The sequence below is a fragment of the Massilia sp. METH4 genome, from assembly GCF_037094685.1.
In the GTDB taxonomy this organism is placed as follows: domain Bacteria; phylum Pseudomonadota; class Gammaproteobacteria; order Burkholderiales; family Burkholderiaceae_D; genus Rugamonas.
In genome coordinates, this window is record NZ_CP146614.1 from 5059530 (window position 1) to 5079973 (window position 20444).

The window sequence follows — 20444 nt, forward strand, 5'->3', positions numbered from 1 at the left end:
CTGGCCCGTCAGATGCGGGCCAGCCGTTCCAGCGCCTGGCCCAGGGTGTCGTCGCGCTTGGCGAAGCAGAAGCGCACGATGCCCGATTCCGTCGCCTGGCGGTAGAACGCCGACACGGGAATGGCCGCGACCTTGATCTCGCTCGTGAGCCATTCGGCGAATGCCGCTTCCGGCATGTCGGATATCGCGCCGTAGCGCACGCACTGGAAGTAGGTGCCGTCGGCCGGCAGCAGTTCGAAGCGGCTGCCCGCCAGCCCGGCCCGGAACAGGTCGCGCTTCTTCTGGTAGAAGGCCGGCAGGTCGCGGTAAGGCGCCGGATCGGCCATGTAGGCCGCGATGCCGTGCTGCATGGGCGCATTCACGCTGAACACGTTGTACTGGTGCACCTTGCGAAATTCCACCATCAAGGGCGCCGGCGCGGCCACGTAGCCGATCTTCCAGCCGGTCGTATGGTAGGTCTTGCCGAAGCTGGAGACCACGAAGCTGCGCGCGGCCAGCACGGGGTGCCGGCTCACCGACGCGTGCGGCTGGCCGTCGTACACCATGTGTTCATAGACTTCGTCGGACAGCACCAGGATGTCGGTGCCCTGCACGATGGCCGCCAGCGCATCGAGGTCGGCCGCGCGCAGGATGCTGCCGGTGGGGTTGTGCGGCGTGTTGACGACGATGAGGCGCGTCTTCGCGCCCACGGCGGCCTGCACCCGGTCCCACGGCACGTGGTAGCCGGCGTCGCCCAGCGCCATCTGCACGGGGATGACGGTGCCGCCGGCCAGTTCGACGGCCGGCATGTAGGCGTCGTAGGCCGGCTCGATGACGATCACTTCGTCGCCCGGGTGCACTGCGCACAGGATGGCTGTGGTGAGCGCCTGGGTGGCGCCCGCCGTCACCGTGATCTCCGCGTTCACGTCGTAGGCGTGGCCGTACAGGGCGGCGACCTTGTCGGCGATGGCCTGGCGCAGGACCGGCGCGCCCGTCATCGGCGGATACTGGTTGTGACCGGCGCGCATCGCTTCGGTCACCAGGTCGACCAGCTTCGGATCGCAGGCGAAATCGGGGAAGCCCTGGCCCAGGTTGACGGCGCCATGTTCCACGGCCAGCGCCGACATGCGGGTGAAGACGGTGGTGCCGACGGCGGGCAGCCGCGTCGCGAGGACGGGCGTCGCGGGGATCGGCGTCGCGGGCAGGGGCGTGGCGGTCGTCGGGTGCGGGCTGTTCATGATGGGGTAGGCCGTTGGTGTCGGATCATTCTAGCGCACCGCCCGGCCCTGCGGGGAGGCGCCACTGTTCCGGCGGGATCACGGCGAACATGCCCGCGTTGCGCAGCCGCCGCGCGAGCTTCAGCAGGGCCTTGTCCTTCGTGATGAGCACCTCCGCGCCGGCGTCGCGCGCCAGTTCCAGGAACTTCTGGTCGTCGCGGTCGGTGCACACGGGCAGCCGCACGCCGGACACGGGCGGCGCCACCACCTTGATTAGCTGGTCGAAGCGCGCCGCGCTCGCGGGGCGGGTGGTGTCATCCAGCGGCAGGTGCGGGTAGTGCAGCACCACGTGGTATTCGTCGCGGCAGTCGGCGCGCGTGATCGCTTCCACGGCGCCGCTTTCGATGGCCGCCAGCAGGCCGGCCCAGCGCTGGTCGCGGAACACAAACAGGTCGAGGCACACATTGGTGTCGATGACGATGCGCTGGGGCGTGGCGGGTACCGCCGGGTTCGTTTCGGGTAAAACAGGTATCATGCAGGAAATTGTTTCTGAGTAGATTAGTTTCGAATCATATGCTGATAGTGCTTTCCCCCGCAAAGAGTCTTGACCTCGACACCCCGCCCACCACCGATATCGCCACCCGGCCAAGCTTCCTGGATCACTCCGCGCAGCTGATCGAGCGCATGCGCGAATTCTCGCCGCACGAACTGGCCGAGCTGATGGACCTGTCCGACGCGCTGTCCACCCTGAACGTGGGCCGCTATGCTTCGTGGACGATGGATACGGCGCACGCGCGGCAGGCCGTGATGACCTTCAACGGCGACGTGTACGACGGCCTTGACGCGCGCACGTTGACGCCGGCCCAGCTCGACTACACGCAGGGCCGCGTGCGCATCCTGTCGGGCCTGTACGGCCTGCTGCGCCCGCTGGACCTGATCCACCCGCATCGGCTGGAAATGGGCACGCGCCTGAAGAATGCCCGCGGCAAGGACTTGTATGCGTTCTGGGGCGACCTGATCACGCAGGAATTGAACGGTGCTGCGCAGGAGCAGGGCGCGCGCTGGCTGGTCAATTGCGCGTCCGAGGAATACTTCAAGTCGGTGCGGCCGGCCAAGCTGGCCGTGCCGGTCATCACGCCCGTGTTCGAGGAATACAAGAACGGGAAATACAAGATCATCTCATTCTACGCCAAGCGCGCGCGGGGCATGCTGGCCCGCTATGCGGCGGTGAACGGCATAACCGATCCGGAGGAGCTGAAGAATTTCGACGTGGACGGGTATGCGTTCGCGCCGGAAGCGTCGAACGACGAGAAGTGGGTGTTCCGGCGGAACGCGGCCTGAGGCGGTGCAGCAGGACTGCTGGTCACGGGGCCGGCAGCGCATTCAGTCGACGCGAGCTCGGGATCGGACCAGTCCAGCAGGCGGCGAGCAGTGCTCGCCGAAACCCCTGCTTCATCCAGTCGCTGGCTGGCAAGCCAGCGCCGTTCCGCAGGCGGCGAGCATGCTCGCCGAAACCCCTGCTTCATCCAGTCGCTGGCTTGCAAGCCAGCGCCGTTCCGCAGGCGGCGAGCAGTGCTCGCCGAAACCCCTGCTTCATCCAGTCGCTGGCTGGCAGGCCAGCGCCGTTCCGCAGGCGGCGAGCAGTGCTCGCCGAAACCCCTGCTTCACCCCCAGAACTTCCACCACTTGCGTTCGGGCTTCGGCGCGCCTTCGTCGAAGAACTTGCTGTTCGGGAAGTTCATCTTGAACACCCGCATCGCGTCGTCGCGCAGTGCGACATTGCCCAGCTTGTCGTAGCTGCGGATCATGATCCACAGCGCTTCCTCGATGGCCGGCGAATCCTTGTAGTCGCGCAGCGCGTCCATCGCGCGGTTCGCAGCCGCCAGGTAGGCGCCGCGGCGGTAGTAGTAGCGCGCCACATAGACTTCATACGTCGCCATCGCGTTGATCAGGTACTTCATGCGATCGATCGCATCCGGCGTGTATTTGCTTTCCGGGAATTTGTCGACCAGCGCCCTGAACGCGGCGAAGGCTTCGCGCGTCGCCTTTGGATCCCGCTCGGCGGGATCCTGCTCGTACACGAAGTTCAGCAGGCCGATCTGGTCGTTGAAATTGATCAGCCCGCGCAGGTAATACATGTAATCGACGTTCGGGTGATTCGGGTGCAGCTTGATGAAACGCTCCACGGCGGCCAGCGCCTGGGCCTGGTCCTGCGCCTTGTAGTAGGCGTAAGCCACTTCGAGCTGGGCCTGTTGCGCATACACGCCGAACGGGTAGCTCGCTTCCAGCTTGTTGAACAACTGGATTGCCCGCTCATAATGCTGTCCAGCCAATTCTTCCTTGGCCTCCGAGTATAATTTCGAAGCGGACCAGCCTTTGGTTTCATCCGCCTGTTCCGGTAACAGGCTGCAAGCCGACAGGCTGGCGAACAAAACGGTTGCCGCGACTACCTTCAATTTTTTTTGCATGTTTTCGTGCAAGAAGACGTTTAAACAAGATACGACCTGGCTGATTATAGCCGATGGGAATGCTGTGATATTGAATCCTGAGCCGAAGCCGGCAGAACAAGCACAAGACAACGCACTCGACCACGCGATCGACGACGATGCGGAGGCCGATTTCGAGGGCGATGTCCTCGATGAAGACGTTGGCCCTGCCGACCCGCTGGCCCCGATCGAACTGAACCTGACGCCCGACGTGTGCGGCGAACGCCTCGACAAGGTCGTGGCGAAGCTGGTGCCGCAATTCTCGCGCGGCCGCCTGCAAAGCTGGATCGAGGATGGCTTCGTGACCGTCGACGGCAAGCCGGCCAAGGTGCGCGCCACGGTGTATGGCGACGAGAAGATCGTGGTGCTGCCGCAGGCCGCGCCCGAGGACGTGGCATTCGCGCCGGAGCCGATCGATATCGACGTGGTGTACGAGGATGACCACCTGATCGTCATCAACAAGCCGGCCGGCCTGGTCGTGCACCCGGGCGCGGGCAACTGGTCCGGCACCCTGCTCAACGGCCTGCTGCACCGCTGGCCGCAGCTGGGCGGCGTGCCGCGCGCCGGCATCGTGCACCGGCTGGACAAGGATACCAGCGGCCTGATGGTCATCGGCAAGGACCTGGCAACGCAGACGGACCTCGTGCGCCAGTTGCAGGCGCGCAGCGTCAAGCGCGAATACTGGGCGCTGGCCTGGGGCACGCCGCGGCTGTCCGGCACCATCGACGCGCCGATGGGCCGCCACCAGCGCGACCGCGTGAAGATGGCCGTGTCGACGGGCCTGGGTGCGAAGCCCGCCATTACCCACTACGAGCGCCTGGCCTCCGGCGAGCTGGATCGCCGCCCCGTGAGCCTCGTGCAATGCCGCCTGGAGACGGGCCGCACCCACCAGATCCGCGTCCACATGGCGCACCTGGGCTACCCGCTGGTGGGCGACTATGTGTATGGCAAGCCGCACCTCACGGGTGTGTTCCACCGCCAGGCCTTGCAGGCGCGCCGCCTCGGCCTCGTGCACCCGGCCACCGGCGAGCACTGCGAGTGGGAAATCATGCTGGCCGATGACTTCCGCGCGCTGCTGGAGGAATGCGGCATTGATGAAGAAGCGCTGCACCGGGACCCTGACGGGGAATTCGAGGACGACGACTACGACGACGCATGACAGACAAAACCGCCACCCAATGGTTGTTCCCCGACTGGCCCGACCTGCCGGAAAACGTGGGCGTGCTGTGCACCACCCGCCGCGGCGGCGTGAGCCCGGCGCCCTATGACGATGGCCAGGGCAAGGGTGGCCTGAACCTGGGCCTGCACGTGGGCGACGCGCCCAAGTGCGTGGAGCGCAACCGCGACATCCTGCGCGCCGAACTGCCGGCCGAGCCGGTATGGCTCACGCAGGTGCACGGTACCCGGGTGCTGGACGCGGGCACCGTCGACATGGAGGGGGAACCGCCGGTCGCCGACGCGAGTTTTACCCGCGAGCGTGGCGTCATCTGCACGGTCCTGACGGCCGATTGCCTGCCCGTGCTGCTGTGCGACGCACAAGGGCGCACGATCGGCGCCGTGCACGCCGGCTGGCGCGGCCTGGCCGACGGCGTGCTCCACGAAACGGTGGCAGCGATGCGCGACGCCGGCGCGGGCGAGCTGATGGCCTGGCTGGGGGCCGCGATCGGCCCGAACCGCTTCGAAGTGGGGGCGGACGTGCTCGAAGCCTTCGTGCGCCGCCCCGGTGTTGCCGCGGCCGATATCCAGGCCGCGTTTACGCCGATCGGCGGCAAGCCCGGCAAGTATTTCGCCGACCTGTATGCGCTGGCCCGGCTGGCGCTGGCCGAGGTGGGCGTGCGGCGCGTGTGGGGCGGCGATTTCTGCACCGTCTCCAATTCCGGCCGTTTCTATTCCTACCGCCGCGACGGCGTCACCGGCCGCCAGGCAAGCCTCATCTGGCTGAAGTGAATCATGGCTCCGGAGTGCGCTCGCGCTCCCGCCGCCGGCGCTTCTCCATTCGCCGCTTCCCGCCAGTCACATAGAGTAGAATTCCGAGAGGTAGAACGCAGTACAGCAGGAAAGTCATGATGCCTGCGACGACCGTCGGCTCGGTGAACGACATCAGCAGCACGACGTAGATCCAGGCAAGAGCAACGATCAGCATCGGTAGTTTCGATTGACAATTTTCAATGGAATATACATGAATATGCCCGACGCGCAGACACTGGCCAGCTGGATGGACCCGAACCAGTGGAAATCCTGGATGCCGACCCCCGATGCGTTGGCCAACATTCCCTTGCCCGGTGCCGCGCTGTTGCGCGAAGCCGGCGCGACGGTGAGGCCCGATGTGCTGGAAACCCTGAAGAACGAATACATGGCCGAATTCGGAGCGCTGTGGCAGCAGCTCCTGGAAGGCAAGACCCCCACGATCCGCGACCGCCGCTTCTCGAACCCCGCGTGGACCGCGAACCCGGTGACGGCATTCAACGCCGCCGCCTACCTGTTGAACGCCAAATTCATGCTGGCGATGGCCGACGCCGTGGAAGCGTCGCTCCAGCAGAAGCAGAAAATCCGCTTCGCCGTGCAGCAGGTCGTCGATGCGATGTCGCCCGCGAACTTCCTGGCGACGAATCCGGAAGCGCAGCAGGCGCTGCTCGAGTCGAAGGGCGAAAGCCTCACGCGCGGCTTGAAGAACATGCTGGCCGACATGCAGAAGGGCTATATCTCGCTGTCCGATGACAAAGCCTTCGAGGTGGGCCGCAACCTGGCCACGACCGAAGGCGAGGTGGTGCTGGAAACGCCGCTGTTCCAACTGATCCAGTACAAGCCGCTGACGGACACGGTGAAGCAGCGCCCCCTGCTGATGGTGCCGCCGTGCATCAACAAGTACTACATCCTCGACTTGCAGCCCGCCAATTCGCTGGTGCGCTACGCGGTCGAGCAGGGCAATACCGTGTTCCTCGTTTCCTGGCGTAATCCCGACGCCTCGCTGGCGAAAACTTCATGGGACGATTACACGGAACAGGGCGTGATCCGCGCGATCCGCGCCGTGCAGGACATCACGGAGGAAGAGCAGCTGAACCTGCTGGGCTTCTGCGTGGGTGGCACCTTGCTGTCGACGGCGCTGGCCGTGCTCGCGGCGCGCGGCGAACAGCCGGCGGCCAGCCTGACGCTGCTGACGACGTTCCTGGACTTTTCCGACACGGGCGTGCTGAACGTGTTCGTGGACGAGGCGCAGGTGCAGATCCGCGAACAGACGCTGGCCCAGGGCGGCCTGATGCCGGGCCGCGACCTGGCCAGCACGTTCTCCAGCCTGCGCCCGAACGACCTGGTGTGGAACTATGTGCAGTCGAATTACCTGAAGGGCAACGACCCGGCCGCGTTCGACCTGCTGTACTGGAACTCCGATTCCACGAACCTGCCGGGCCCCATGTTCTGCTGGTACCTGCGCAACACCTACCTGGAGAACAAGCTGAAGGATCCGGGCCGGCTGACGGTGGCGGGCGAAAAGGTGGACCTGACCACGATCGACGCGCCGGCGTTCATCTACGGCTCGCGGGAAGACCATATCGTGCCGTGGACCTCCGCCTACGCCTCGATGAACATCCTCAATCCTGAACAGCGCGAGGCGAACCGCTTCGTGCTGGGCGCCTCAGGCCATATCGCCGGCGTGATCAACCCGCCCTCCAAGAACAAGCGCAGTTACTGGGTCAACGATGGCCGGCCGGAAGAAGCGCAGGCGTGGTTCGAGGGCGCCGTCGAGCATCCCGGCAGCTGGTGGCCGCTGTGGGCCGCGTTCCTGGCCGAGCATGGCGGCAAGGACGTGAAGGCGCGCGTCATGCTCGGCAATGCGCAGTACCGGCCGATCGAACCGGCGCCAGGCCGCTATGTCAGGGAAAAGGCGGACTGATCCGCACTCGGCGACTTGCGCCGGTTTCGACCCGGATAGCTGTGTTGCGGTGCCGCAGCGACGCCGGACTGTCGAAATAGACGCTTCTCGGCGCCAATTTCCTATGTCCGCCAGTACATTCGGTGAAAATTTCACTCTATAATGTCATGAGCAGGGCTAGTGAAAGCGAACTCTATGTTCGCTTTTTTTTCGCGGCCTCCCTTGACGTGCCGCGTTTGCGTTGCGGCGCAATATCCGCTGCGACCAACGCGGAATATCCAATCGGACTTGTGATGAGTAGTGTAAAGAAAACTGCCGAACGCCTGATCAAGAAGTATCCCAACCGCCGTCTCTACGATACGCAGACCAGCTCCTACATCACGCTGACCGACGTGAAACAGCTCGTGCTGGACAGTGAGCCCTTCACGGTGGTCGACGCCAAGTCGAACGAAGACCTGACGCGCAGCATCCTGCTGCAGATCATTCTCGAGGAAGAGGCGAGCGGCGCGCCGATGTTCTCGACCGACATGCTGTCCCAGATCATCCGTTACTACGGCCACGCGATGCAGGGCATGATGGGCACCTACCTGGAAAAGAATATCCAGGCCTTTACCGATATCCAGCGCCGTCTTACCGCCAGCACGATGAATTTCGACGGCAAGACGTTCAGCCCGGAGATGTGGACCCAGTTCATGAACGTTCAGGCGCCGATCATGCAGGGCATGATGAACAACTACATCGACCAGAGCAAGAGCCTGTTCGTGCAGATGCAGGAACAGATGCAAAACCAGAGCAAGAACCTGTTCGGCGCCTTCCCGTTCGCCGTGCCGCCGGTCACCCCGCCGACCGACAAGAAATAGACCCCCTCACGGGCGCACCGCCGCGGCGAACTGGTCGCGCAGCCAGCGGTGCGCCGGGTCGCGGTGCAGGCGTTCATGCCATAGCATCGCCATCTCGTAGCCCGGCACCTCCACGGGCGCTTCAACCAGCTCCACCTCCGGCACCTGCCGTGCCAGCCGCTCCGGCAGCATCGCCACCAGGTCCGTGCGCGCCAGCACGGCCGGCACGAACAGGAAATGGGGCACGGACAGCACCACGCTGCGCCGCGCGCCCAGCGCCGCCAGCGCGGCGTCGGTCGCACCTTCGAAGCCGCCGCCGTCGGGCGAGACGATCACGAAATCCAGCGTGCAGAACTGCGCCAGGGTCGGCCTGCGCCCCAGCCGCGGGTGCCCCTTGCGCCCGGCCAGCACGTAGCGCTCGGCGAACAGCGTGCGCCGGCGCAGCCCGGGCGGCGAGCCGGCCGCCGTATGGAACGCGATGTCGATCTCGCCCCGTTCCGCCTGGCCGGCGATGCGCGCCGGGTTCATCTCCACGATCGCCAGCCGGGCTGCCGGCGCCGCCGTGCGCAGCGCCGCCAGCGCCGGCAGGATGACGGTCGACTCGCCATAGTCCGAAGCGGCCACGCGCCACGTCGCCTGCGCGGCGAGCGGATCGAACGGCGCGGCCGGCGTCACCGCCCGCTGCAACGCTTCGAGCGCGTGGCGCAGGGGCTCGCGCAGGCTTTCCGCCCGCGCGGTGGGGCGCATGCCGCGCGGGCCGGGCAGCAGCAGCGGGTCGTCGAACAGTTCGCGCAGCCGGGCCAGCTGCACGCTGACCGAAGGTTGCGAAAGGTGCAGCCGGGCGGCCGCCCGCGTGACGTTCTGCTCGGCGAGCAGCACGTCCAGCGTGAACAGCAGGTTCAGGTCGAGGCGGCGCAGGTCGTCCATGGTATGCGTATGTTCAATGGCACGTATTGTGAGCATTCATTTCAACTATACCGCGCCGAACGCTACGCTGGGCTCTTTCAACAACGGAGCCCTGCCATGAATGTGTTGTACGTATTTGCCCACCCGGAACCGCGCTCGCTGAACGGCGCCCTGAAGGACCATGCTGTCGCCCACCTGCGCTCGCGCGGCCATGCGGTGGAAGTCAGCGACCTGTATGCGATGGGCTGGAAGGCGCAGGTCGACGCGGACGACAGCACCGTTCCGCCCGCCTCCGGCCGCTTCGATCCCGCGCGGGAATCGCAACTCGCCTATGCCAACGGCCACCAGAGTGCGGACATCGCCGCCGAACAGCGCAAGCTGCTGTGGGCCGACACGCTGATCGTGCAGTTTCCGCTGTGGTGGTTTTCCATGCCGGCCATCCTGAAAGGCTGGTTCGAACGGGTCTATGCCTACGGTTTCGCCTATGGCGTGGGCGAGCACTCCGACCGGCACTGGGGCGACCGCTACGGCGAGGGCCGGCTGGCCGGCAAGCGCGCCATGCTGGTGACCACGGCCGGCGGATGGGAAACGCACTACGCGGGGCGGGGCGTCAACGGCCCGATCGACGACCTCCTGTTCCCGATCCAGCACGGCATCCTGTATTACCCCGGCTTCGACGTGCTGCCGCCGTTTGTCGTCTACCGGGCCGGCAAGATGGGCGAGGCGCGCTACGCCGGCGTGCGCGAAGCGTTCACCCAACGGCTCGATAGCCTCGAGTCGACGGCGCCCATCCCGTTCCGGCGCCAGAACGGCGGCGATTACGACATTCCCGCGCTGACGCTGCGCGAGGACATCGCGCCTGCACAAACGGGCCTGCGCATCCACCTCGCCGCCGAGTAGCCCGTGGCGGTCGCGTCCATGGGCTGGCACATCCGCCACGCTGCGGACCAGCGTCGCCGCCCCACGCCTGGTGTCGCACATTTTTTCGCTGCGCGAAAAAGTGTGCGACACCGGTTTTCCCCACCGGAGTCGGCAACACTCCCCACACCCCTCGTCCCGGCGAATTGATGTTGACTCCGCTTCAACCCCGCTGCTAGTATCGCCGACATGACAGTGGAATCGATTCCACTGCCGCGACCGACAGCAAGCTCTTCTGCTGTCCCGCCAGTTTCATTATCATTACCACATACCAATAAGGCACCCCAGGTGCCACGGAGACAAGATGGGCAAGGGTAGGATACGCACGCGCGGCGCGGCCGTGACCTGCGCGCTGGCGCTGGCCGCGGCACCGGCGGCGCGCGCCGGTGCGCCGGCGCCGGCCGTCGCGCCGCCGCTGAAGGCCACGGTCTCGCACTGGTGGACCTCGGGCGGCGAATCGGCCGCGATCCGCCAGTTCGCCGACGCCTTCACCCGCGCGGGCGGGCAGTGGATCGACCAGGCGGTGGCGGGCGCCGACCAGTCGCGTGCCTCGACAATCAACCGCATCGTCGGCGGCAACGCGCCCGTGGCGGCGCAGTTCAACACGTCGAAGCAGTTCCGCGACATCGTCGACCAGGGCTTGCTGAACAACCTCGACGACGTGGCTGCGCGCGGCAACTGGGACAGGATCCTGCCGCAGACGATCATCGACGCCATCAAGATCAACGGCCATTACTACGCCGCGCCGGTGGACATCCACATGCCCGCGTGGTTCTTCTATTCCAAGTCCGCGTACGCGAAAGCGGGGATCGCGGCCGAGCCCGCGTCGTTCAACGAGTTCATGAGCCAGCTAGACCGCCTGAAGCGCGCCGGCCTGATACCGCTGGCATTCGGTGGGCAGGTCTGGCAGGAAAAAATCCTGTTCGATGCCGTGTTCGTGCTGGTCGGTGGACCGGAACTGTACCTGAGGATCTACCGCGACCGCGACCTGAAGGCCGTGCAATCGCCGGCGTTTCGCGACGTCCTCGTGAAATTCAAGCAGTTGCGCGCCTATACCGATCCCGGCGCGCCGGGCCGCAACTGGAACGACGCCACGGCCCTCGTCGTCTCCGGCCGGGCCGGCGTGCAGATCATGGGCGACTGGGCGAAGGGCGAATTCACGTCGGCGGGGCAGGTGGCGGGCAGGGATTTCGGCTGCTTCCCCGGCTTCGGTCCCAAGGCGCCGTACATGGTGGCGGGGGACGCCTTCGTGTTCCCGAAGACGGGCAAGCCGCACGTGGTGCGGGCGCAGAAGCTGCTCGCCACCGTGATGACGGCGCCGGGGCCGCAGGTGGAGTTCAGCGCCCGCAAGGGGTCGATCCCGATCCGGCCGGACGTGGACGTGTCGAAGCTCGACCTGTGCGCGCGCATGGGCATCGCCATCATGGCCGACAAGTCGCGCCAGCTGCCGAACACGGAAATGCTGCTCGACCCCGACCTGAACGGCGCGCTGCAGGATGTGCTGACCAATTACTGGAACCGTAACGAAACGCCGGAGCGCGCCCAGCAGGCATTCGCGCAGGCGATGAAGGACAACACGTGGTAGGCCCGAGCGGCCGCGCCGCCTGCTTCTCCGCTTATCTCGCCTTGCTGCCGATGGCCGCCACGGCGCTCGGCGCGTACGTACTGACGCTGCTGTGGACGGCGCGCGTGTCGCTGTCCTCGAGCCGCATCTTCCCGAATGGCGACTTCGTGGGCCTGGGCCAGTACGAGCGGCTGTTCCGCAACGCCCGCTGGCTGCTCTCGCTGGAAAACCTCGCCATCTACGGCGCCCTGTTCATTGCCGCCTGCCTCGTCGTCGGCTTCCTGCTGGCCGTGTTCATCGACCAGCAGGTGAGCGGGGAGGGCGTGCTGCGGACCGTGTTCCTGTACCCGTACGCGATGTCGTTCGTCGCCACTGGGCTCGTCTGGCAGTGGATGCTGAACCCGGAGCTGGGCATCCAGCAGGTGGCGCGGCGCCTGGGCCTCGCGCACTTCGCGTTCGACTGGATCGTGCGGCAGGACATGGTGCTGTACACGATCGTCATCGCCACCGTGTGGCAGGCTTCCGGCCTGGTGATGGCGCTGCTGCTGTCGGGCCTGCGCGGCATCGACGGGGAACTGTGGAAGGCGGCGCGCATCGACGGCATTCCCAAATGGCGCGTCTACGTGTCAATCGTGCTGCCGATGCTGTGGCCTTCGGTGTCGACCGCGCTGATCCTGCTGTTCGTGATGGTGGTGAAACTGTTCGACGCCGTGGTGGCGATGACCCAGGGCGGTCCCGGCACGGCCAGCGAGGTGCCGGCCAAGTTCATCATGGATTACCTGTTCGGGCGCGCCAATGTCGGGCTGGCGTCGGCCGCGTCGATCGTGCTGCTGCTGACGGTGCTGGGCATCGTGGCACCGCTGTATTACGCGCGCGGCAGGGCGCTGCAAAGGGGCCGGGAATGAAGCGTGATGCGCCGATCGCGGTACTGCCGCCACCCGTGAGCGCCCGGCCGCGCAAGCCGTTGTTCACGCCCGGCCGGCTCGGCATCTACGTCTTCCTGTTCACGGCGGCGCTGTTCTTCCTGGTGCCGCTGTACGTGATGCTCGTGACTTCGGTGAAGCCGATGGACGAGATCCGGCTCGGGAATATCTTCGCGCTGCCGGCCGCGCCCACGCTGGCGCCATGGCACAGCGCCTGGCAGGCCGCCTGCACGGGGCTCGAATGCGAGGGCATCCGCGGCGGCTTCGTCAACTCCGTGAAGATCACCGTGCCCAGCGTGCTGCTGTCGATCGCGCTGGGCGCCGTGAACGGCTATGCGCTGTCGTTCTGGCGCCCGCGCGGCGCGAACCTGCTGTTCGCCGTGCTGATGGTCGGCGCCTTCATTCCCGGCCAGGTCATGCTGTATCCGCTGGTGCGCGCGCTGGCCGCCGTGGAGCTGTACAGCTCATTGCCGGGCATCGTGATCGTGCACCTGATCTTCGGCATGCCGATGATGACGCTGCTGTTCCGGAACTACTATGCCGCGCTGCCGCGCGAACTGTTCATGGCCGCGCGCATCGACGGCGGCGGCTTCTGGCGCATTTTCTTCGAGTTGATGCTGCCGATGTCGCTGCCGGTGATCGTGGTGGCAGCCATCATGCAGGTGACGAACATCTGGAACGACTTCCTGCTGGGGCTCGTCTTCGCGGGATCGGACAACCTGCCGATGACGGTCCAGCTGAACAACATCATCAACACCACGACGGGCGAGCGGCAATACAACGTGAACATGGCGGCCACGCTGCTCACCTCGCTCGTGCCGCTGGCGCTGTATTTCATCTCCGGCCGCTGGTTCGTGCGCGGCATCGCCAATGGCGCAGTGAAAGGGTAAGCATGGCCAATGTCTCCATCCGCGACCTGCGCATCGTGCTGGGCGCCCATACCGTCATCGACGCGCTCGACCTCGACGTCGCGGCGGGCGAATTCATCGTGCTGCTGGGGCCATCCGGCTGCGGCAAGTCGACGCTGCTGCACAGCATCGCGGGGCTGAACGACGCGGCCGCCGGCAGTATCCGCATCGGCAACCGCGACATGACGCATGCCGATCCCAAGGACCGCGGCATCGCACTCGTGTTCCAGTCGTATGCGCTGTACCCGACGATGAACGTGGAAGCGAACATGTCGTTCGGCTTGCGCGTCAACGGCACCCCGAAGGCGGAGATCGCGCGGCGCGTGGCGCGCGCGGCCGAGATGCTGCAACTGGGGCCGCTGCTCAAGCGCAAGCCGGGAGAACTGTCCGGCGGCCAGCGGCAGCGCGTGGCGATCGGCCGCGCGATCGTGCGCGAGGCGGGCGTGTTCCTGTTCGACGAACCGCTGTCGAACCTGGACGCCAAGCTGCGCACCGAGCTGCGGCGCGAACTCAAGCAACTCCACGCGCGGCTGGGCGCCACGATGATCTACGTGACGCACGACCAGGTCGAGGCGATGACCCTGGCGGACCGCATGGCCGTCATGAAAGGCGGCGCGATCCAGCAGTTCGACACGCCGGACGCGATCTACCGCGCGCCGGCGAACCTGTTCGTGGCCGGCTTCCTCGGCTCGCCCGGCATGAACCTGTTCCATGGCCGGATCGACACCGTCGGCGGCGTGCATTTCCGCAGCGCGCACATCGCACTGGACCTGTCGCGCTACCCGTTCCGCCAGCAACCCGTGCACGGCCAGCCCGTGGTGCTGGGCGTGCGGCCGGAAGACGTCGACGTGCGGGCCGACGGCGCGTGCCGCGCTCCCGTCACGCTGGTCGAAGCCATGGGCGCCCACCGCGTGCTGTGGCACCGCTTCCACGACCGCGACGTGGCCGCCATCGTCCCCGACACCCGCCCCGGCGGCGCCTTTGCCCTGCGCCCCGACAACATCTCGCTGTTCGACGAGGCCACCACCGAGCGGTTGTAGCAGCTACCGCCAGCGCCCTGGTGTCAGACATATTTTCCGGGCGCCTTTCCGGAAAATGTGTGTGACACCGGTTTTCCCTTGAGCTCGTGGCAAGCGCCCAGGAAAACCGGTGTGGCGCAACGGTCGCGGACGTGGCGCTCTGGTGTCGGACATATTTTCCGGGTGCCTTTCCGGAAAATGTGTGTGACACCGGTTTTCCCTTGAGCTCGTGGCAAGCGCACAGGAAAACCGGTGTCGCACACTTTTTCGCTGCGCGAAAAAATGTCCGACACCAGGCTGTGCGGCGCCGCCTGTTTCGCGGACTTCGGTGTTCAGGTAAAATAGCGGATTGGTCCGAATATTCGTTGTCACTTGAACATGCAATCTCAGCCACTTTCCCGTCTTCCCAAGCCCGCCGATGGAACGCCAGCGCCCAAGGTGGGGTTCGTCTCGCTCGGCTGCCCGAAGGCGCTGGTCGATTCCGAACAGATCCTCACGCAGCTGCGCGCGGAAGGGTACGAGACCGCCAAGTCGTATGACGGCGCCGACCTCGTCATCGTCAACACGTGCGGCTTCATCGATGCCGCCGTGCAGGAGTCGCTCGACGCGATCGGCGAGGCGCTGGCCGAGAACGGCAAGGTCATCGTGACCGGCTGCCTGGGCGCCAAGAAGGACGCCGATGGCAGCGACCTGATCCAGAAGGTGCACCCGAAGGTGCTGGCCGTGACCGGCCCGCACGCGGTCGGCGAGGTGATGTCGCAGGTGCACACGCACCTGCCGAAACCGCACGAGCCGTTCATCGACCTGGTGCCGCCACAGGGCGTGAAGCTGACCCCGAAGCACTACGCCTACCTGAAGATCTCGGAAGGCTGCAACCACCGCTGCTCGTTCTGCATCATCCCGTCGATGCGCGGCGACCTCGTGTCGCGCCCGATCGGCGAGCTGATGATCGAGGCGGAGAACCTGTTCAAGGCCGGCGTGAAGGAATTGCTGGTGATTTCGCAGGACACGTCGGCCTACGGCATCGACGTGAAATTCCGCTCCGGCTTCTGGAACGGCCGCCCCGTCAAGACGCACATGACGCAGCTGACGGAAGCGCTGGGCCAGCTGGCCAAGCAGTACGGCGCCTGGGTGCGCCTGCACTATGTGTACCCGTACCCGCACGTCGACGAGATCATCCCGATGATGAGCGGCGGTCACGTGCTGCCTTACCTCGACATCCCGATGCAGCACGCCCACCCGGAAGTGTTGAAGCGCATGAAGCGACCGGCGTCCGGCGAGAAGAACCTGGAACGCATCCTGAAGTGGCGCCAGATGAACCCGGACCTGACGATCCGCTCCACCTTCATTGCCGGCTTCCCCGGCGAGACGGAAGCCGAGTTCGAATACCTGCTGGACTTCCTGAAGGAAGCGCAGATCGACCGCCTGGGCTGCTTCGCCTACTCCCCGGTGGAAGGCGCCACCGCCAACGACATCGCCAACCCGGTGCCGGAAGAAGTGCGCGAAGAGCGCCGCGGCCGCGTGATGCTGCTGCAGGAAGAGATCTCGCGCGCCCGCCTGAAGGCCAAGGTCGGCAAGACGATCAAGGTGCTGATCGACGAGCTCACGCCGTCCGGTGCGATCGGCCGCTCGGCCGCCGATGCGCCGGAGATCGACGGCGTGGTGCACGTGAAGAAGCCGTTCGAGCCGCACAAGAAGCTGGCGGTCGGGCAGTTCTTCGATGTCGACATCACGCGGGCGGATGCTCATGATCTCTGGGGGGAAGCCTGAGCCCAGTGGGCTCAGGCTTCCGACTGGCCGCGATGCACGGGATCCGGCCGGAGTAGTTACAATGCAAGGCGGACCATCGAGGTCCGCCTTTTTTATGCCCGCGCAGCCGCGACCGACCATGACGACGAAAAAATCCCCGCAGACCTCGCTGATCCACTCCGACTACCAGCCGCCCGCCGGCTTCGGCGCCTTCCCGCCGGCCATCCACCACGCATCGACGGTGCTGTTCCCGAACGTGGCCGCGCTGCGCTCGGGCGACTGGAAGGAAAAGAACGCCTACACCTACGGCTTGCACGGCACGCCCACGACGTTCACGCTGGAAGCCCGCCTGGCCGAGATCGAGGGCGGCACCGACTGCCTGCTGGCGCCTTCCGGCCTGGCCGCCATCTCGATGGTCGACTTCGCGCTGCTGAAGACGGGCGATGACATCCTCCTTCCCGACAATATCTACAACCCGAACCGCGTGCTGGGCAACTGGCTGCACGAGACGTTCGGCATCACGGCCCGCTACTACGACCCCTTGATCGGCGCCGGCATTACGGAACTGATCCGCCCGAACACGCGCCTGATCTGGACCGAGGCGCCCGGCTCCGTGTCGATGGAAGTCCCCGATCTGCCGGCCATCTGCGTGGCCGCCCGGGCAAAGGGCGTGATCGTCGCCCTGGACAACACGTGGTCCGCCGGCATTGCGCTGCGCGCTTTCGACCTCGGCGTGGATATCGTCGTCCAGGCCCTTACCAAATACCAGTCGGGCGGGGCGGACGTGCTGATGGGCGCCGTCATCACCCGCAGGAATGGGACTGACTGCGCGCTGCACGACAAGCTGTCGCTGTCGCACATGCGGCTCGGCTATGGCGTGGGCGCGGACGACGCGTACCTCGTCATGCGCGGCCTGCCGACGATGAAGCTGCGCTTCGACGCGCACGACGCCGGCGCGCGCAAGGTCGCCGCCTGGCTGAAGGCGCGGCCGGAAATCGCCAGGGTGCTGCACCCCGCCTTCGAGGATTGTCCCGGCCACGAGGTATGGAAACGCGACTTCACGGGCGCCGGCGGCCTGTTCTCGGTGATCTTCGATCCCCGCTATACGGAAGAACAGACGGACCGCTTCGTCGATTCCCTGAAACTGTTCAAGATCGGCTACAGCTGGGGCGGACCGAACAGCCTGTGCGTGCCGTACCGCATCCAGGCCATGCGCCGTAACTGGCCGGACAAGGGCATTCTCGTGCGCTTCAATATTGGCCTGGAAGACCCGCAGGACCTGATCGCCGACATCGAAGCCGCGCTGGCGCTGCTGTAAAGGCCATTTGGTTCCCGCCATTAGTTCCTGCCTATCCCGCCGATCAATCAATACAATCGAGCTCAGCACGCAAAACCACCCCTCCGAATGCTTTAATGAAGGAAGAAGTCTGCCACGCCCTTCATCAATAACGACAAGGAGGAGTCATGAAAGCTTCGAGAGTGCTAGCCAGGACCGCGATGGCTGCCGCGGTTGCCCTGGTGCCGGCCCTGGTGTGGACGCAGGACAGCAAGCCCAAGCCGCCGCAAACGCCGACCAGCTACATGAAGGTCGACATCACCGAGCCGTTCAACGTGACGATGGAGCGCATGAAGGCGGCGCGGCCCGCCATCGAAAGGCGCCAGCAGGAATTGCTGGCACAGCGCTACGATCTCTCGAACCGGCCAGCCAGCGGCGTGACGATGTTCCGCGGCAAGCCGGTGCAGGAGGGGGTGCGGGTCAAGCTGCCGAAAGGCGTCACCTGGCAACAGCTGGCGGCCATGAGTCCCGAGGATATCAAGGCGAAAGGGCTGTTCCCGGCAGGCTTCCTGCCGCTGTCGCACCCGAACCACCCCGAGGGTGGCATGTTGTTCCCCAAGTTTCACATCGATGAAGTGCTGCGCCAGGAAGGGCGCGACCTGAACCGCTTCGACCTGTCGTTCGACTTGCCGGACCATATCCTCCCAGAGTTTCCCGCGCCGATCTTCCTGGTCTCGCACCCCGAGCTGGGCGACGTGTCGAAAGGCCGGCTGCTGACCATCGACAATTTCCACGAGATGTTCAATGGCCTGGTCAATCCCAAGCAGCTCGAAGGCCTGCGCCTGCTGCTCACGCCGTTCGCGCAGCAGCAATTCAACGCGACCGAGGACCGCCGTTCGGTTCGGCCCAGCCGGGGCACCACGTGCTTCGACTGCCATGCGAACGGCCACACGAATGGCGCCACGCACCTGGCGGGCGACATCCGGCCGCAGGAACTGCGCCACCGCATCGATACGCCCACGCTGCGCGGCGTGAACGTGCAGCGCCTGTTCGGCTCGCAGAGGGCGCTGAAGACGGTAGAAGACTTCACCGAGTTCGAACAGCGCGCGGCGTATTTCGATGGCGATCCGGTGATGGCGACGAAGAAAGGGCTCAACATCCTGGAGCGAGGCAGCCAGGTGCACTTCATGGGCGAGTTCCAGGCAATGCTGGACTTCCCGCCGGCACCGAAGCTGAACGTGCTCGGCAAGCTCGATCCGAAGAAGGCCACCGAGCAGGAGTTGCGCGGGGAAGCGATCTTCAACGGCAAGGGCCAGTGCGTGACCTGCCACGCGGCGCCGTACTACACGGACAACCTGATGCACGACCTGAAGACGGAACGCTTCTACAAGGTGCAGATGGTGAACGGCATGAAGGCGGTCGGCGACGGCAAGATCAAGACCTTCCCGCTGCGCGGCATCAAGGAATCGCCGCCCTACCTGCACGACGGCCGGCTCATCACGCTGGAGGATACGGTGGAGTTCTTCAACCTCGTGCTGGAGACGAAGCTGACGGATACGGAGAAGGCGGACCTCGTTGCGTTCCTGCGGGTGCTGTGATCTCGCCTGGTGTCGGACATTTTTCGCGCAGCGAAAAGTGTGCGACACCGGTTTTCCCACGTGCTCGCCCCCGGTCGGAGAAAACCGGTGTCGCACACGTTTTCCGGAAAAGGCGCTCGGAAAACATGTCCGACACCGGGCGGCTGCCGCGGGTTGTCTTACCCGATCGCCTCGTTGTTGTTCAACGCGATGAAGCCCCGGATGATCCGGTATGCCTTCCACACCCACGCGCCGAGGAACACGATCCAGGCGACCAGCATGCCGATGATGGTGGCGACCAGCACCCAGCCGACAACCATCCACACCACGTACCACCAGAACGAGCGGATCTGCCAGCCGTGGTGGCTGTGCACGAAGGTGCCATCCGATTCCGGCCGCTTGACGTAGTTGAAGATCAGCGGAATGAACGACAGGGCGCCAAGGGTGAACAGCAGGCACACGCCGTGCGCGATATACAGCCCCTGCGCCCAGCTCTTGGCCGAGTCGGTGCGGGAATCGAGAACCAGGTCCTGAGCCATCTTGCACTCCATCTGTTGGGAAGAAGGCACAGTCTATAGCAAATCTGCCAAGCCGGGCGCGTTTCAGCGGCTGCGTCCATCGTAGTGCTGCACCGGAATCGCCTCGAGATCGATCCCTTCGACACAGCGCAGGTTGATGGCCGCCATCGCATTGCCTTTCGGGTCCGTTCCCTCGCCATACGGGTGGATGCCGCAGGTCGGGCAGAAGCGGTGCCTGATCACGTGCTTGTTGAACAGGTAGGTGGCCGCGTTCTCGTCCGGCGTGGTCACCTTCAGCTGTGCGCGCGGCACGAACCACATGAGCGCGCCCTTGCGCCGGCAGATCGAGCAGTTGCACGACAGCGCGCCCTCGATCGTGCCTTCCACTTCGAATGCCACGTTGCCGCAGTGGCAGCTCCCCTTGTACAGCATGGCTCCTCCTGTCATTAACGCTGGTCGCTGCCGGCGTATTCGGCGGCAGCCTTGGCGGACCACATCGCTTCCTTCTGCGACGGGTAAGGTTCGTCATAGCCCTCGATGCTGCCGTCGTCCGCCACGAACCACAGCGTCCAGCCGCCTTCGACTTCCTGGATGGCGATGTCGTTCGGGCGGCAGTGGGTACCGGGTTCCTCGCCGCTGTCGAGGGTGACGATGCGCGTGCCGCGGTGGGTGATCGTGGTGGACATGATATTGGCTC

The 20444-nt window shown here is 65.5% G+C and carries 21 protein-coding genes; 13 read left to right on the plus strand and 8 right to left on the minus strand.

The genetic code is table 11. The annotated features are described in order from the left end of the window. Window positions 1–8: 8 nt before the first annotated feature. The gene (locus tag V6Z91_RS22195; protein WP_338761285.1) at window positions 9–1217 is read right to left on the minus strand and encodes a pyridoxal phosphate-dependent aminotransferase; all 1209 of its coding nucleotides are present in this window, start codon (window positions 1215–1217) and stop codon (window positions 9–11) included. 25 nt (window positions 1218–1242) lie between these two features. Next, entirely contained in the window at window positions 1243–1731 is a 489-nt protein-coding gene (locus V6Z91_RS22200; protein ID WP_338761287.1) for a putative toxin-antitoxin system toxin component, PIN family, read from the minus strand. A 38-nt stretch (window positions 1732–1769) separates the two neighbouring features. Between V6Z91_RS22200 and yaaA the strand changes: the two genes are divergently transcribed. Next, entirely contained in the window at window positions 1770–2537 is a 768-nt protein-coding gene (gene yaaA, locus V6Z91_RS22205) for a peroxide stress protein YaaA (protein WP_338761290.1), read from the plus strand. A gap of 323 nt (window positions 2538–2860) precedes the next feature. Here the strand turns inward: yaaA and V6Z91_RS22210 are convergent, their stop codons facing one another. Then, complete coding sequence (locus V6Z91_RS22210) at window positions 2861–3664, minus strand: outer membrane protein assembly factor BamD (RefSeq protein ID WP_338761292.1); 804 nt, start codon at window positions 3662–3664, stop codon at window positions 2861–2863. A 64-nt stretch (window positions 3665–3728) separates the two neighbouring features. On the opposite strand from V6Z91_RS22210, the gene V6Z91_RS22215 reads away from it, so the two are divergent. Both V6Z91_RS22215 and pgeF read left to right on the plus strand, forming a co-directional pair. Then, complete coding sequence (locus V6Z91_RS22215) at window positions 3729–4841, plus strand: RluA family pseudouridine synthase (protein WP_338761295.1); 1113 nt, start codon at window positions 3729–3731, stop codon at window positions 4839–4841. After that, window positions 4838–5629 carry a peptidoglycan editing factor PgeF gene (gene pgeF, locus V6Z91_RS22220; protein WP_338761298.1) on the plus strand — a complete coding sequence of 264 codons (792 nt, stop codon included), beginning with the start codon at window positions 4838–4840 and terminating at the stop codon, window positions 5627–5629. The genes V6Z91_RS22215 and pgeF overlap by 4 nt, the downstream gene beginning before the upstream one ends. Window position 5630: 1 nt before the next feature. On the opposite strand, the gene V6Z91_RS22225 is transcribed toward pgeF, so the two are convergent. Then, window positions 5631–5825 (minus strand): hypothetical protein, encoded by a 195-nt coding sequence (locus V6Z91_RS22225; RefSeq protein WP_338761301.1) that lies wholly within the window; start codon window positions 5823–5825, stop codon window positions 5631–5633. Between the two features lie 36 nt (window positions 5826–5861). On the opposite strand from V6Z91_RS22225, the gene phaC reads away from it, so the two are divergent. Together phaC and phaR are read left to right on the plus strand one after the other, a co-directional pair. After that, window positions 5862–7571, plus strand: a complete 1710-nt coding sequence (gene phaC / locus V6Z91_RS22230) for a class I poly(R)-hydroxyalkanoic acid synthase (RefSeq protein WP_338761304.1) — start codon at window positions 5862–5864, stop codon at window positions 7569–7571. A 272-nt stretch (window positions 7572–7843) separates the two neighbouring features. After that, complete coding sequence (gene phaR, locus V6Z91_RS22235) at window positions 7844–8410, plus strand: polyhydroxyalkanoate synthesis repressor PhaR (RefSeq protein ID WP_338761307.1); 567 nt, start codon at window positions 7844–7846, stop codon at window positions 8408–8410. A 6-nt stretch (window positions 8411–8416) separates the two neighbouring features. Here phaR and V6Z91_RS22240 read toward each other — a convergent pair whose 3' ends face one another. After that, entirely contained in the window at window positions 8417–9316 is a 900-nt protein-coding gene (locus V6Z91_RS22240) for a LysR family transcriptional regulator (RefSeq protein WP_338761310.1), read from the minus strand. 96 nt (window positions 9317–9412) lie between these two features. Here V6Z91_RS22240 and V6Z91_RS22245 point away from each other — a divergent pair, with 96 nt between their 5' ends. The 8 genes from V6Z91_RS22245 (at window position 9413) to V6Z91_RS22280 (ending at window position 19250) form a co-directional block, all read left to right on the plus strand. Next, window positions 9413–10195 (plus strand): NAD(P)H-dependent oxidoreductase, encoded by a 783-nt coding sequence (locus tag V6Z91_RS22245; protein WP_338761313.1) that lies wholly within the window; start codon window positions 9413–9415, stop codon window positions 10193–10195. 322 nt (window positions 10196–10517) lie between these two features. Next, window positions 10518–11798, plus strand: a complete 1281-nt coding sequence (locus V6Z91_RS22250; RefSeq protein WP_338761316.1) for an ABC transporter substrate-binding protein — start codon at window positions 10518–10520, stop codon at window positions 11796–11798. 50 nt (window positions 11799–11848) lie between these two features. Then, window positions 11849–12682, plus strand: a complete 834-nt coding sequence (locus V6Z91_RS22255; protein ID WP_338772005.1) for a sugar ABC transporter permease — start codon at window positions 11849–11851, stop codon at window positions 12680–12682. After that, on the plus strand, window positions 12679–13590 hold the full coding sequence (locus tag V6Z91_RS22260) for a carbohydrate ABC transporter permease (protein WP_338761319.1): 912 nt from the start codon (window positions 12679–12681) through the stop codon (window positions 13588–13590). The genes V6Z91_RS22255 and V6Z91_RS22260 overlap by 4 nt, the downstream gene beginning before the upstream one ends. Before the next feature lie 2 nt (window positions 13591–13592). After that, window positions 13593–14648, plus strand: coding sequence for an ABC transporter ATP-binding protein (locus tag V6Z91_RS22265; RefSeq protein WP_338761322.1), 1056 nt, complete (start codon window positions 13593–13595; stop codon window positions 14646–14648). A 357-nt stretch (window positions 14649–15005) separates the two neighbouring features. After that, the gene (gene rimO, locus V6Z91_RS22270) at window positions 15006–16397 is read left to right on the plus strand and encodes a 30S ribosomal protein S12 methylthiotransferase RimO (RefSeq protein ID WP_338761325.1); all 1392 of its coding nucleotides are present in this window, start codon (window positions 15006–15008) and stop codon (window positions 16395–16397) included. Between the two features lie 118 nt (window positions 16398–16515). After that, the gene (locus tag V6Z91_RS22275; RefSeq protein WP_338761328.1) at window positions 16516–17694 is read left to right on the plus strand and encodes a cystathionine beta-lyase; all 1179 of its coding nucleotides are present in this window, start codon (window positions 16516–16518) and stop codon (window positions 17692–17694) included. Window positions 17695–17840: 146 nt separating this feature from the next. After that, window positions 17841–19250, plus strand: a complete 1410-nt coding sequence (locus V6Z91_RS22280; RefSeq protein WP_338761330.1) for a hypothetical protein — start codon at window positions 17841–17843, stop codon at window positions 19248–19250. 158 nt (window positions 19251–19408) lie between these two features. On the opposite strand, the gene V6Z91_RS22285 is transcribed toward V6Z91_RS22280, so the two are convergent. The 3 genes from V6Z91_RS22285 to V6Z91_RS22295 form a co-directional block, all read right to left on the minus strand. Next, on the minus strand, window positions 19409–19768 hold the full coding sequence (locus V6Z91_RS22285) for a hypothetical protein (protein WP_338761332.1): 360 nt from the start codon (window positions 19766–19768) through the stop codon (window positions 19409–19411). A 63-nt stretch (window positions 19769–19831) separates the two neighbouring features. Next, window positions 19832–20179 (minus strand): GFA family protein, encoded by a 348-nt coding sequence (locus V6Z91_RS22290; protein ID WP_338761334.1) that lies wholly within the window; start codon window positions 20177–20179, stop codon window positions 19832–19834. A gap of 14 nt (window positions 20180–20193) precedes the next feature. Beyond that, window positions 20194–20433 carry a hypothetical protein gene (locus tag V6Z91_RS22295; RefSeq protein WP_338761336.1) on the minus strand — a complete coding sequence of 80 codons (240 nt, stop codon included), beginning with the start codon at window positions 20431–20433 and terminating at the stop codon, window positions 20194–20196. Between the last annotated feature and the right edge of the window lie 11 nt (window positions 20434–20444).